Origin of the sequence: Persicimonas caeni, assembly GCF_006517175.1 — a bacterium.
Classification (GTDB): Bacteria; Myxococcota_A; Bradymonadia; order Bradymonadales; family Bradymonadaceae; genus Persicimonas; species Persicimonas caeni.
Genome location: NZ_CP041186.1, coordinates 2,085,462 through 2,099,508, shown reverse-complemented (window position 1 = coordinate 2,099,508; position 14,047 = coordinate 2,085,462). Strand labels below are relative to the sequence as shown.

Below are 14,047 nucleotides of genomic sequence, written 5' to 3'. Positions count from 1 at the left end.
TGGCGCGCGGGGTTCAATGCATCAACTGCGTACCGACCTCGATAATGCGGGTGACGTTAGGGAGCGCCTGGCGCTCGAGCTCGGCGGAAAACGGGAGCGTCTGGCGCACGCACACGCGGGCATAACGGGGCGTAAGCCCCGCCTCGAGCACCAGCGCGGCGAGTTCGCCGGAGAGGCCGAACTGCTCGTAATCCTCGTCGACGACGAGGAGCCGGCCGGTCTTTTGGACCGACTCGGCTACCGTGGGGCGGTCGAGCGGGCGCACGCTGCGCAGGTCGATGACCTCGCACGAGACCCCGTCATCGGCGAGGCGCTCGCTCGCCTCGATGGCGCGGTGCACGCCCACGCCCAGCGAAACCATCGTCAGGTCGTCGCCGCGCCGGCGCACGGCCGCCTCGCCGATGGGCGTCGGGTCGGCCTCGACGTCGACCTCGCCGCGCGCGCCGGCGGTGGGCACGTCGAACGAGACGGTCTGTCGCCCGCCGCGGCCCAGAAACTCGAGCCAACTGGCCGACAGCAATTTGTGCTCCATGAAGACGACCGGGGTGGGCTGCAAGATGGCGGTGCGCATCAGCCCGAAGGCGTCGGCCGGCGTCGACGGCACGACCACGTCGAGGCCCGGGATGCCTCCGAGCATGCCCCACAGCGCCTGTTGGTGCTGGCCGGCGTCGCCGTAGCCCCCGCCGGTGCCCATGCGCAGCACCATCGGGCAGCGCCAGGCGCCGCCCGAGAACGTCTCGACCTTGGCCATATGGTTCAAGATGGCGTCCATGGCGACCCCGGCGAAGTCGGCCATCATCAACTCCACGATGGGGCGCAGGCCCGCCATGGCCGCGGCGACGCCCGCGCCCACGAACGCCGCCTCGCTGATGGGCGTGGGCATCACCCGCCCCTCGCCGTAGCGCGCGTACAGCCCCGAGCGCAGCGTGTGGATGTCTTCGCCCATGACCACCACGCGCTCGTCTCTGGCCATTGCGCCGTCGATGGCGGCGTCGATCGCTTCGTCGTAAGTCAACTCTTGGGTGACAATACTCATCGTTGGACCTCCCCGAGCGCGGCCTCGACCGCCCCTTCGATCTCGTCGTGCGCCTCGGCGTCGATGGCGGCGACCTCCTCGCGACGCAGCGCGAGCTTGCGGCGCGCGCGCACCAGCGGGTCGTTGGCCGTATCGCGCTTCTGGCGCCGAAGCCGGCGCATGCTGTCGAGCAAGCGCAGCACTCCGCCCACGCGATCGCCCAGCGCGCCGCCGCGCGACAGCATGCCCGAGGCGATCTTGGCGACCTGCTCCTTGCCCTCGCTGATGGGATGCGCGGCCGTGCGAACCAGAGAGTCGCCCAAAAAGTGGCCGTCGAGCCGCGAGCAGCGCGCCAGCACGAACGACGGCCCGCGCCCCTTGCGAGCGTGGGCGACCGCGTCGCCGGCCGCCTCGTGCATCGCCTCGACGTCGAGCCCGTCGACCTTGTAGCTGCGCATCCCGAACCCGGCGGCTCGCTCGGCCAGGTTGCCCCCGGTGACTCGCTGAGTGCGCGTGGTGATCGACCACTCGTTGTCCTTGCACACGAACACCACCGGCAACGACCAGGCCGCCGCCAGATTGAGCGACTCGAGCAGCATCCCCTGGTTGGCCGCGCCCTCGCCGAAGAAGCCCACCGCCACGCGCCCCGGTCGGAGTTGGCGCGCCGCCAGCGCAAATCCGCACGCCGCCGGCCCCGCCGCCCCCACGATGCCGGAACTCGCGGCCATGCGCTCGCGGTCGAACAGGTGCATGTGGCCGCCTTGTCCGCCGCCCAGCCCCTCTTTGTGGCCCATCACTTCGAGTAAGATCTTGCGAAGGTCGGCCCCCAACGCCACGAGCACCGGCGTGGGCCGATGGTCGAGCGCCACCGCGTCGGCCCCCGGCTCCAGATGCGCCGCCACGCCTACGTCGACGGCCTCCTCACCGGTGCCCAGGTGCATCTCCCCCGAGATAAGTCCTGCTTGCCACAATGAGGCGAGGGCGAGCTCGAAGGCACGGGCTCGCGACAACTGCCGATACAGGTCGATGGTCTCCATGGCCGAGCTCACCGTTGGAGGTTGGTTGTCCCCGATCGAAGCTAGGTGCGAGGGTGTATGATTAAAGCAACATGGGGGATCTACGCCAGTGGGGTGACACCGAAGTGAGATTCAACTTGTCGGCGAGGATAGCGCCGCCAGATTCGGATGCGAACCCCGCAGGCGATGCAGCGCATCGTCGAGGAGTGAGCGCCGAAGCTGGTGGTGCTAGACCGGCGAAGGTGAATCGAATCTCGGTGTCACCCCACTAGCGGCAATTCCACGAAGAACGTGGTCCCCTCGTCGACCTCGCTCTCGAAGTAGATGCGCCCGCCCAACCGCTCGACGATCGCCTGCGAGATCGCCAGGCCCAACCCGGTGCCGCCGTGCTTGCGAGTCATCGACGAGTCGGCCTGCACGAATTTCTGGAAGACGCGCTCCTGGGCCTCCTCGGGGATGCCCGTGCCATGGTCGGTCACGCTGACCCGGGCGTGGTCGTCGACCCGCGCGATGTGCATCTCGACGCGTTGGGAGGGCTCGGAGAACTTGACCGCGTTCGACAGCAGGTTGGTGAACACCTGCATGAGCCGCTCGCGGTCGGCGTGGACCTCCAGGTGGGGCTCGTCGACGTCGAGCACGAAGTCGATATTCTTGGAGTCGCCCAGAGGCTCGTTGATCTGCAGCGCCTCGGAGACCACCGCGGCCACGTCGACGAGCTCGTTGTCGAAGTGGATGGTCGACAGCGACAGCTTCTGGATGTCGAGCAGGTCGTCGATGAGCTTGAGCAACCGGTTGCTGTTGCGCAGGCCCAGCTCGATCATGCGCTCGGTGGCCACGTCGCCGGCAAACTTCTCGTCGCGCCCCAAGATCTCGAAGATCCCCTTGATGGGCGTCAGCGGCGTGCGCAGCTCGTGGCTGACGATCGAGATGAACTCGTCTTTCATCTTCTCGACTTCGTGCTGGCGGGTGATGTCCTCGGCGATGCCGGCGATGCGGATGGTCTGGCCATCCTCGCGCCGGATGGGAAAGCCACGCTCGCGAATCCAGCGCCGCGCGCCCGAGGGCCGCTCGATCTCGTAGATGATGTCGTAGTCGCCCACGTCGAGCTTGTGGTCGAGCGCGTCGCGGACGTGGTCGCGGTCGTCGGGCACCACCGCCTCGACCCACCGGTCGAGCCCGATGGGAAGGTTGGGCAAGGGGCGGCCCCAGGTATGCGAGTAGGCGGGGCTGACGTACACGATTTGTCGCGACGGCCAGTCCATCAGCCACAACACCTCGTGGATATTCTCGGCGAGCTGGCGGAATCGCTCCTTCTCCTCGTGCACCGTCTCGTAGAGCTGCGCCTTGCTCAGCGACACGGCGATGTGGCCGGCCAGGATATTGAGCACGCGCAGCCGGTTTTCGGTGAAGGCAGCGTCGCTCAGGTTATTCTCCAGGTAGAGCACGCCGCGAAGCTCGCCTGCCTCCTCGACGGGCATGCACAGCACCGAGCGCAGCTGGTGCTCGCGCACGTAGCGGTCGTTTTGAAAGCGCTCGTCGTCGGTCGCCCGCGCCAGGACGACCGGCTCGCCGGTGCGCGCGACGTAGCGCACCACCGAGCGGGCGCCGCCCTTCCAGTGGCCGAGCTTCTGGGGCGGGGCGACCAGCCGGGGCTTGGCGCCCGCCTCGCCCTCGACGGCCAGCAACACGCCTCGGGGCTCCACCAAGAAGAACGCCCCGCGCTGGGCGCCGGCGTTGGCGGCGGTCACCTGCATCAAGGTCGTCAACAGCTCGTCGACCTCGATGCGCCGCGCGATCGACTCGGAGGCGCGAAATACGCTGGTGATGTCGAGCTCGGCGCCGCCCGACCCGCTCGGTGAATCGGCCAAGTCGGCCTCGACTGACGCCAACAGCTCGGCGTGGCGCGCCTCGAGCCACTCGACTTTGCGCGTCGCGCCCCACAGCCGGTACGCGTAGATCGCCTCTTTGATGTAGGTGCGCGCAAAGCGCGCCTTGTCGCGCGACAGCCACAGCTCGGCGGCGCGCTCGTAGGCGAGCGCCTCCATCTCGGTGAACCCGCGCTGGCGCGCCAACTCCACGGCGTGGTCGAAGTGATCGAGCGCGTCGAATAATTCGCCGTGCAGCCAGGCGATCTCGGCGTCGACCAGCTCGAGCTGGTGTTCGAAATTCTCGCGACACGCCTCGCACCAAAACGCGATGCGCTCGCGCAGCTCGACGAGACTCTCCAGGTGCTCCTGACGCTTGTCTTTCTGTCCTTGACCAGCCGACGCCCCTTGCGCACACGCCGCGTGGGCCATCGCCACATAAAACGTGTCGCGGCTCACGTCGATGGTGTCGAGCAGCGCCGTCAGATTGCTCTGGACTCGTTCGAGGTCATCGAGGGCCTTGTGAGGCCGGCCGTAGTGCAGATGCAAGATGCCGCGCGCGCCCGCCATGCTCGTCACCACGGCGTCGTTGTCGCGGGAGCGGTAGCGCTCGAGCAGGTCGGCGGCCCACTCGTCGGTGCGACCCTCGACGAAGTCGTCATCGTCGGTCTCCCCACGCAGGTGCCGCGTCAGCCGACGAGTGGTCGTGACCTGGTCGAGGGCGATGGTGTTGTTGGTGCGCTCGGCGAGCTCGAGCGCGCTTTCGATCTGTTCGGCGAGGTCGACGAGGTTCTTGCCTCGGCAGAACTGCTGGTAGACGCGATGGACGGCGGCGAATCCGGCAAATTGAAGGTTGCCCGAGCGCAACCCGTCCCGCTGGGCGCGCACGAGCACCGCGATGGACTCGTCGAGGGGACGGGCCCAATGGGCGACCATCCCCCCCTGCAGCATGCCCGCGTGGGCGGCCAGGAACTCCTCGTCGAAGCGCGCGGCCAGCTCCAGGGAGAGCGCTCCGGCCTGGTAGGCTTCCTCGAAGCGTCCGTAGCGCACCAAGACCAGCCCGTAGACCGCCAGGCCGAGCACGGTCTCGGGGCGCACGCCGATCTCGAGGCTCAGCTCGATCGCCTTGAGCCCGTCGAGCAGGAGCAAGCGCTGGTCGAGGATGCCCGCCGCCGGGTGGAACGCCCCCAGGATATGCAGCGCCGCCTCGTAGGCGGGGTGGTCGATGTGCGGCCGCTCGGTGAGCGTGGCGATCGACTCGCCGCCCAGCCGGGCCTGGACCCGCGAGAACTGGTCGCCCATCGCGATGTCGAGCTCGTCGACCGGAAAGTCGACCCCCAATTCCGTCAAGCACTCGACGACGGTGTCGAGCGCCTCCGCCAGTTGGGCGCGGTTGGCGTATTGGCGCACCAGCAAGGTGTGAAGCTTGGCGCGCTCGACCGGATCGTCGGTGTGCTCGAGGGCGCGCTCGAGCAGCTCCTCGGCCAGCTCGAAGTGGCCGAGCTGGCTCTCCGTCTCGCCGCGAAGCCTCAGCACGTCCATCGCCAGGGGAGCGTCGACCTGCCAGATGGCGTCGGGCAGTAGCTCGTGTGCCGCCTCCAGGTAGTGACTCGCCGCCGTGAAGGCCAGCGAGCCCATCGCCCGACGCGCCGCCCGCACGTTCAGCCGAGCCAAGTCGAGCCGCTCGGTCTCCTCGTCGATGATCTGGCGAGCCGCGTCGAGGTGGCCCACCACGTCGAAGAGCAGCGCCTCTCCCTCTTCCTGGCGCATACGCTCGTGCAGAATCCGCCCCACCTTCAACTCCGCCTGCGGCCGGTCCTCCGCGGAGAGCAGTTGCGCGGCGGCCTCCTGGACGCGGTCGTGCGGAAAGCCGAGCCGGCGGACGACCAGCGGGGCCTCGTCATCGCTCACGTCGCTGAGTTCGGGGCGTGAGTTCGTCCGTACGATGCCGCTCTCCACGGCGGGAAGCAGGTCCTTGTAGAGCGCCTCATCGGAGCTGTCGCAGGCGTCGGCGAGTTCGCCGAGGTGGAACTGGCGACCGAGCAGGGCGGCCATCTGGAGCGCCTCGCACGTCGGCTCGGGCAGCGTGCGCAGCCGCTCGATGAGCAGCTCGACGACGTTGTCGGTCAGCGCGGCCTGCTCGATCGCCTCGTCGCTCCAGCACCACTTGCCGGCTCGTGCGTCGAACCAGAGCAGGTCGCGCGCGTACAGGTCCTCGATGAACCGATTGACGAAGTAGGGGTTGCCGGAGGTCTTCTCGTGGATGAGCCGGGCGAGCGTGTCGACCGCGGCCGGCTCGGCCTGCAGGGTGTCGGCGACCAGGGCTTGCACGTGCTCGCAACTGAGCGGCTCGACCGGGATCGACTCGACCTCGACGGTGCGCTCCTCGAGCTGCAACAAGGTCGCCTGCAGCGGATGGGTCGGGGCGATCTCGGCGGCGCGATACGCCCCGATGATGAGCAGATGGTCGAGCTCGTCGTGGCCGAGCAGCGTGGCGATGAGCTCGAGCGAGGCGGCGTCGGCCCACTGAAGGTCGTCGAAGAAGAGGGTGAGCGGGCGCTCCGGCTCGGCGAAGAGCGCCAGAAACCGGCTCACCGCCCGGCCGAGCCGGTGGCGCGCCTCCTCGGGCGTCATCGGCGGGAGCTCGGGTTGCGGCCCGAGCAGCGCCTCGATGTCGGGGGCGATCTCGGCGAGCAGCGCCCCGTTGCTCTCGAGCGCCTCTTCAGCCCGCGCGCGCCAGCGTTCGACCTCGTCGGCCGGCAACCCCAGAATCTGCGAGATGAGCGCCTCGAGCGCCTGGGCACACCCCGAGTGCGGCACGTCACGCTTGTTCTGGTCGAATTTGCTCGCCGCCAGCCGCACGCGCCGGCCGAGCATGGCGGTCTGCGTCTCGCGCACCAGCGCCGACTTGCCCACCCCGCCGGGGCCGGTGAGCAACACGAGCTTGCGCGCCCCAGCGGCCGCATCCTCGAGCGCCTCGAGCAGCCGAGCCAGCTCGCCGCTGCGCCCGTACAGCTTCTGCGACACCTGCAGAGTCGCCCGCACGTCGTGCTCGCCGAGCTCGAACGGCTCGACCGCCCCGCGCGCCCGCAGCGCGTCGAGGCAACGCTGCAGGTCGCAGCGCAGCCCGTGCGCGCTCTGGTAGCGCTCCTCGGCGGGCTTGGCGAGCAGGCGGAGCACGATGTCGGACACCGCCCTGGGCACCGCCAGGCGAAGCTCGTGCGGCGGCCGCGGCACCTGCGCCAGGTGGCAGTGAAACACCGCCAGCTCGTCCTCGCCGTCACACGGCCGCTGGCCGGTGAGCATCTCGTAGAACGTCGCCCCCAGCGAGTAGAAATCAGTACGGTAGTCGAGCGGCCGGCTGGTGCGCCCGGTCTGCTCGGGCGACATGTAGGCGAGCGTGCCGTGCGACTCGTTCGGGTCGTCCCCGCTGGGCCACTCGCGCGCCAGCGACGTGGCGATGCCAAAGTCGATGAGCTTGACCTGCCCGGTCGTCTCGTTCCAGACGATATTGGCCGGGTTGATATCCTTGTGGATGACCCCCTGCGCGTGGACCTGCCCGAGCGCCTCGGTCACCGCAATCGCCACCTCCAAGAACTCCTCGAGCTCGAATTGCCGCCGCCGCAACGTCTGCGCCAGCGACTCCCCGCCGATATCCTCGAGCACCATCACCAACCCGCGAAGGTGCTTCTCGAGCCCATACACCTCGATGATCCCATCACCGTCGAGCGCACGGGTGATGTCGAACTCGTGGCGGTAGCGCACCAACGCACGCGGCGTCGGGTGGCTCTCGCTCAGCACCTTGAGAATATATGTTGGCCCCCCGTCGACCTTGCGAGCCCTGTAGACGACCGTCCGCGCGCTGCCGTAGAGCTTGGCGAGAAGGTCGTAGTCGCGAATCTGCCCCGTCATTCGACACCCCGAATAACTATGCGCGAACGGAAACACCGCCCGCGTGAACACTACTTAGAGCTGGTTTCAATACCTTATTTGGTCCCTGACTTCGTGAAATCGCCGATGCCTACGTTGAAAATGCTCGACGATAGCCTCCGGCATCGCCTGCGCTTTTCGCCTTGGCCTCGACAATTTCATTTTGTCAGTGCCTCAAAACAGTATTGAATCCATCTCTTAGATGCGACGAGTTGTGATGCGGCGCGGGCAGTGTCACGCGTTCGAGGAAAAAACGCAACTTTAGGAGGAAAGGACTCGAGATGTACGCCTTGCAGCAGGCCCCACAGATTTGAACCGCACCTCGCATCTCGCTACGGTCGCACACGACTCACGACCGCGCCGCAGGCGCCACCACCCACAACCCAACCAGGGGGACATTAATGACGCATCGAATGATGACCATCGTCGCCATCAGCTTCACCACACTCACGCTCCTGCTGGCAGGTTGTGGCGAGTGGTCCCAAGACGACAACAACAGCGAGGGCGCCTCGACCTGCGAAGTGCCCGCCGGAGAGTACGCGGTACGCAATACGGGCCAGTCTGGAGACTGTAGCGAAGAGACGCTCGAGGAAGTCTTGGACGGCATCACAGATATGACCATCGAGGAAGGCGAGGCGTGCGGCCCGCTCGAGACGACGACCCAGAGAGACCTCTCCGACGGATGCGTGGCCACTTACACGACGACCGCCCAAGCTACGGCGGCCGGACTGGAAGACGCCTCCGTCACGATCGACGTCTCCTGCGCTTCCGGTCCCCTCTGCTCCCATGACTTCGAGCTGGACTACCAGGAGCAGCCCGACGAGCCCACCTGCATCGCCAACTTCGACTGCGCCGCCGACGAGCGGTGCAACATGGATACCGGCGAGTGCGGGTTCGCCTGCGAGAGCGACGCCGAATGCGTGGATTCTGAAACGTGCGACCTCGATGTCGGCGAAAATGGAGGCGTCTGCGTTGCCGACGACGCCTGAGGTCGCCGCAGATCGACGCCCGCCGGGGCGCGGGCGTCCCCGCCCGCCCTGGGGCGTCCTCGGCCCTGCTTGCGTGTTGCGGTCGGTTTCATGATCGACCGCCGCCGGGGCGCGGGCGTCCCCGCCCGCCCTGGGGCGTCCTCGCCCCTGCTTGCGTGTTGCGGTCGGTTTCATGATCGACCACCGCTACGGGCAACAGTCGCCTCCCTTCGGTCGCCTCCTTCGCCCGCAGCTAAAAGTTCCGTATCACCCGCAAGGGGTTCGAGGTTGTCGGTCTGGCAGGGGATGACGTCTCGAGCTGTTCGAAGTCAGTCGGACAACTGCTCGAGGCGTTTGCGCGAGACGATGCGGAAGGGCCATAGCCACGTGGCTAATCTGCAAGACCACCGCCTCGCGCAAACGGAGCGAATCGTCCGCCCTTCAATGCTAGTTCCACGTCAATAGCGGACGTGTGGGCCCTGCAAGGCCGACACCCTGGGGATCTTCCCCGTGGGGGAAGGGATGTCCTTGCGAATCGTGCATTTTGTGTCTTTCGGGGCCCAACCCCCGCCAGAAGGCCGTGGCGACGGGCAAGGGTCATGATCGGAGCGGCAGAGGTCGCAAAAAGTGTGGCCTCGGGTGCCGCGGCGCGGCGAAAAATTGCAAAAATTGTGGGCTGGGGTGTCGCGGTGAGCGGGTGAGGTCGCGAAAAATGCGGCCCAGGGTCGGGATCGTGAGATGCGGGACGCGAAAATTTTTGACCCGGGGTCGCGTGCGACGCGGCTCGGCGCCAAGAATCGCGGTCTCGGGTCACGCCTTCGAGCAATTTTTTGTGACGCTTACATGACCTCGGGTCGCGGTTTCTGCAATTTTTCGCGACGCCGCGGCACCGAGGGCCGCGCGTGGAGCGACCTTGGTGAGTCGCCGCGGCAACCGGGGCCGTAAGATCTGGAACTTTTTGGGAGGAGGCGCGACCCGAGGCCGGAAAGGGAGGGGCTTAGGTCGAATTTTTCCGGCCTCGGGTCGGACCGGGAGACGGTGGAGTCCCCTCCAGGCTGGCCGGCCGGGGCATCGCCGCGGAGCTGCAATGCCTCTCTCTATGCCCGCTCCTCCGCAATCGCCAACGCAATCGCGCGTGGGTAGATGAAGTGCTCTTGTTCCTGGATGCGGGCGTGTAGCGAGTCGGCGGTGTCGTCGGGGAGGATGGGGACGGCGGCCTGGGCGACGATGGGGCCGCTGTCGACCTCGGGGACGACGTGGTGGACGGTCACGCCGGTGATCTTGACGCCCGCCTCGAGGGCCTGCTCGACGGCGCGGATGCCCTTGAAGCTTGGCAGCAGGCTGGGGTGGATATTGAGGATCTTCTCGGCGTAGGCCTCGATGAAGCCCTTGGTGACCAGGCGCATCCAGCCGGCCATGATCACCCACTCGACGTCGTGGGCGCGCAGCACCTCGAGGACGCGCTCGTCGAAGCTCTTGCGCGAGCTGAACTCGCGGTGGTCGACCAGCTCGGCGTCGATGCCGTGACGCTCGGCGACGTCGAAGGCGCCGGCGCCCGGGCAGTTGCACACCAAGCAGGCGATGTCGGCGTCGAGCACGCCTTCTTCGATTGCGTGGGCGATGGCGTCGAAGTTCGTGCCGCTACCGCTGGCCAATACGCCCAGGCGGGGTGTGGGGCCCTGGATGGTCGGGAGGTTGTCGAAGGTTGGATTTCTTAGCACGGCTTTCTCTTTGCTAATCATTCGACACGATTCGCTCCCACCGGATGCGATGCTCCGGATGGGCGAGGACTTTGTAGCAGAGCAGACACAGCATGATTACGCCGAGGGCGGTGGCCGCGGCAATCATAAACATGATCAGGATCTGATAGGCAACCGCGTTGATGGGCGCGGCGCCGGCCAAGATCTGGCCGGTCATCATGCCGGGCAGGCTGACGAGGCCCACGATCATCATCGAGTTGATGATGGGGACCATGCCGCTGCGCACCGCGTCGCGCATCCACGGCTGGATGGCCTGCCAGCTCGAGGCGCCCAGGGCCAGCCGGGCCTCGACGGCGCGGCGTTTCTGGACGAGGTCGTTCAGCAGCCGGTCGAGGCCGAGGCTGATGCCGTTGAGCCCGTTGCCCAGGAGCATGCCGATGAGCGGGATGACGTAGCGCGGGGCGTACCACGGCTCGACGCCGATGACGACCTCGGTGACGCTAAACGCGGTCACCGAGCTTGCGAGCACCAGCGAGCCGAAGGCGGCGAGGTAGGCGCCGGGGAAGCGTCGCTCGGAGCGTTGGATGGCGGCGCGGGCGGCGACGAGCAGCATCACCAGCAGCACGGGGACGACGTAGTACCAGCGGTTCAGCTCGAAGACCCACTCGAGCACGACCCCGATAAACGCCAGTTGGACGACGGTGCGCACCGAGGCAATCCCGAGGCGCTTTTCGAGGCCGAGCTTGAGCGCGATGCTGATGGCGGCGGGGATGATGAGCAAGAGCGCCGCCAGCGCCAGGTCCCACGGGGTGAGGACGACGAGGTCGTTCATCGGCGCTCCTGCGTCCACTGGGACACGTCGAGCACGCGCGTCGAGATGCGCTCGATCTGGTCGGGCTGGTGGCTCACCCACACGAAGGCGCGGCGGTCGGGGGCGTCGTCGACGTAGGCGATAAGGAGGTCTTCGATCTGCTCGACGCGCTCGGGGTCGAGCGCCGAGGTGGGCTCGTCGAGCAGGAGCATGTCGGGTTGGCCGGTGAGCGCGCGCACCAGGCAGACGCGCTGCTGCTCGCCGACCGACAGGTCGTCGAAGCGTCGCGACATGCCGATGTGGCCCAGGCCCAGGCGCTCGAGCAGGTCATGTTGGCCGTCTTCGTCGAGCGCTCGGTCGCCGGCGAATTGGCGAGCCATCTCGCGGGCGAACGCCAGGTTCTCGCCGACCGTCTCGCTGATGGCGCTGGGGCGCTGCTGCACGTAGGTCGCGCGGTTGCGAAAGCGGCGCATGGATTCGGCGTCGACGGGCTCGCCGCGCCAACGCACGGTGCCCGAGCGCCTGGGTTCGAGGCCGACCAGGCATCGGAGCAGCGTCGACTTGCCCGAGCCCGACGGGCCCTCGAGGACGACGCGCTCGCCGGCGTCGACGTCGAAGTCGACGTCGGCGAAGAGCAGGGCGTCGCTGTCGGGCGGGCTCCAGGCGATGTTTTGGGCGCTCAAGAGGGGCATGGGGGCGACTCACCAAAAAAATTCAAAAAACTTTAGATCGGTTTCGCCGCTGCTGCGTGTGTACCAGATGTAACGACAAGAGCGATGGCCATCGCGGACAACATTCGAACGACGCAGACGATCTCAAGACTCACACGTTCTCAGCAAGACAGGCAAAACGCAGAGGAGCCGACGCCATGAAGTTTCAAACGATCCAGACCAAGAGTGCAATGCTCGTGTTGGCGATGGCCATGGCCGCAGGGTGCAGCCACGAGCAATCGGAGAAATTCGCCGAGGCCGACGAGGCCGTCCATTCGGAGGTGACCTTCGGCGGGGAGGCGGAGTCGGCCGACGACTACGCTCCCGCGCCGGAGGCGGCGCCGGCCGAGGAGGCCACGGCGGCCGAGCCGATGCCGCAGGCGCCGCGCCAGCAGCAGGCCAAGCGCGCGACTCGCATGCGTCGCGTCAAGAAGGCCGAGGCCAAGCCGACGATGGGCGCGGTGGCGCAAGATTCGCTGCGGGGAGGCTTGGACGTGCAGGGGCATGCGACGCCCCGGCGCGAGCAGCAGGCGAATACCGAGGACTACGCCAACTACGGCGTCAACCAGATGACCCAGACGGCCGAGGACGCCCTGTCGACGTTTGCCATCGACGTCGACACCGGCGCCTACACCATCGCGCGGCGCAAGCTCAACTACGGGCAGATGCCCCCGTCGTCGGCGGTGCGCGTCGAGGAGTTCGTCAACTACTTCCGCTACAGCTATCCCGACCCCGACTCGGGCGCCTTCGGCGTGTTCATGGAGGCCGCGCCGAGCCCGTTCGTGGCCGAAGACGAGGCCGAGCGCCGCAAGATCTTGCGGGTGGGCGTGCAGGGCAAGCGGGTGACCCGCTCGACGCGCAAGCCGGTGCACCTGACCTTCTTGGTCGACGTCTCCGGCTCGATGTCGAGCCCCGACAAGCTGGGGCTGGCCCAGAAGTCGCTCGAGATTCTGACCAATAACCTGCAGGAGGGCGATACGGTGGCCCTGGCCACCTACGCCGGCCGCGTCGCCAAGATCTTGGACCCGACGGGCATCGAGAACAAAGGGCGGATCCTGACGGCCATCAAGAGCCTGAGGTCGGGCGGCTCGACGGCGATGAACTCGGGGCTGGAGCTGGCCTACAAGCTGGCGCTGCAGAACCACGAGCGTGACCACGTCAATCGCGTCATCGTGTTGAGCGACGGCGACGCCAACGTCGGCCCCGCCTCGCACCAGCAGATCTTGAAGCGCATCAAGCACTTCGTCGACGAAGGCGTCACGCTGTCGACCATCGGCTTCGGCATGGGCAACTACAAAGACACGATGATGGAGCAGTTGGCCAACAACGGAAACGGCAACTACTACTATATCGACGCCGAAAAGGAGGCCTGGAAGGTCTTCGGCGAGCAGCTCGACGGCACGCTGCAGGTCATCGCCAAGGATGTGAAGATTCAGGTCGAGTTCGACGAAGAGGCGGTCGAGTCGTACCGCTTGATCGGCTACGAGAACCGCGACATCGCCGACAAGGACTTCCGCAACGACAAGGTCGACGCCGGCGAGATCGGCGCCGGGCACACCGTCACCGCGCTGTACGAGCTGGTGCTGACCGACAAGGGCGCCAAAGAGAGCAACAAGCTGGGCACCGTGCGCATCCGCGCCAAAAAGCCCGACGGCGCCAAGGCGAGCGAGCAGGCCTTCCTGCTGACCCGCGGCGACCTGAAGAGCTCGATCCGAGAGGCGAGCAAGGACTTCCAATTCGCCACCGCCGTGGCCGGGTTCGCCGAGATTCTGCGCGAGAGCCCCTACGCCAAGAACCTGAGCTACGACCTCATCGAAGAGATCGCGCAGGGCGCGACGGTCGCCGGGCAGCAGGACCGCCAGGAGTTTCTGCAACTGGTGAAGAAGGCGAAGAAGCTGTCGAACGGCTGACAGCTTAGTTCGGTGCGAGGGCGCTATGGGAGCGGACAAACAACGATTTGAGGGTCGTGTTATCACAAGTGGTCGGTGGATGGACCGTCGAGAACCGACCACGGATGCCAGCGCGACCCACA

8 protein-coding genes are annotated in these 14,047 nt (G+C 67.0%); 2 read left to right on the top strand and 6 right to left on the bottom strand.

The genetic code is table 11. The features are described 5' to 3' along the window. Nucleotides 1-13: 13 nt before the first annotated feature. The 3 genes from FIV42_RS07830 to FIV42_RS07820 form a co-directional block, all read right to left on the bottom strand. Nucleotides 14-1,036 (bottom strand): alpha-ketoacid dehydrogenase subunit beta, encoded by a 1,023-nt coding sequence (locus tag FIV42_RS07830; protein WP_141197135.1) that lies wholly within the window; start codon nt 1,034-1,036, stop codon nt 14-16. After that, nucleotides 1,033-2,052: a thiamine pyrophosphate-dependent dehydrogenase E1 component subunit alpha gene (locus FIV42_RS07825; protein ID WP_141197134.1), complete on the bottom strand. Its 1,020-nt coding sequence runs from the start codon at nt 2,050-2,052 to the stop codon at nt 1,033-1,035. The genes FIV42_RS07830 and FIV42_RS07825 overlap by 4 nt, the downstream gene beginning before the upstream one ends. 239 nt (nt 2,053-2,291) lie before the next feature. Then, a complete protein-coding gene (locus FIV42_RS07820) occupies nt 2,292-7,808 on the bottom strand; it encodes an AAA family ATPase (protein ID WP_141197133.1) in 5,517 nt (1,838 codons plus the stop codon). A 419-nt stretch (nt 7,809-8,227) separates the two neighbouring features. Between FIV42_RS07820 and FIV42_RS07815 the strand changes: the two genes are divergently transcribed. Beyond that, entirely contained in the window at nt 8,228-8,815 is a 588-nt protein-coding gene (locus tag FIV42_RS07815; protein WP_141197132.1) for a hypothetical protein, read from the top strand. A gap of 1,076 nt (nt 8,816-9,891) precedes the next feature. Here FIV42_RS07815 and purN read toward each other — a convergent pair. From purN to FIV42_RS07800, 3 genes are read right to left on the bottom strand one after another with little or no spacing between them, the layout of a single operon-like run. Next, the gene (purN, locus tag FIV42_RS07810) at nt 9,892-10,536 is read right to left on the bottom strand and encodes a phosphoribosylglycinamide formyltransferase (protein WP_141197131.1); all 645 of its coding nucleotides are present in this window, start codon (nt 10,534-10,536) and stop codon (nt 9,892-9,894) included. Further along, nucleotides 10,529-11,326: an ABC transporter permease gene (locus FIV42_RS07805; RefSeq protein WP_141197130.1), complete on the bottom strand. Its 798-nt coding sequence runs from the start codon at nt 11,324-11,326 to the stop codon at nt 10,529-10,531. The genes purN and FIV42_RS07805 overlap by 8 nt, the downstream gene beginning before the upstream one ends. Next, nucleotides 11,323-11,997, bottom strand: a complete 675-nt coding sequence (locus FIV42_RS07800) for an ABC transporter ATP-binding protein (RefSeq protein WP_141197129.1) — start codon at nt 11,995-11,997, stop codon at nt 11,323-11,325. The genes FIV42_RS07805 and FIV42_RS07800 overlap by 4 nt, the downstream gene beginning before the upstream one ends. Before the next feature lie 176 nt (nt 11,998-12,173). Here FIV42_RS07800 and FIV42_RS07795 point away from each other — a divergent pair, with 176 nt between their 5' ends. Beyond that, nucleotides 12,174-13,925 (top strand): vWA domain-containing protein, encoded by a 1,752-nt coding sequence (locus FIV42_RS07795; RefSeq protein ID WP_222615410.1) that lies wholly within the window; start codon nt 12,174-12,176, stop codon nt 13,923-13,925. The last annotated feature ends 122 nt before the right edge of the window (nt 13,926-14,047 follow it).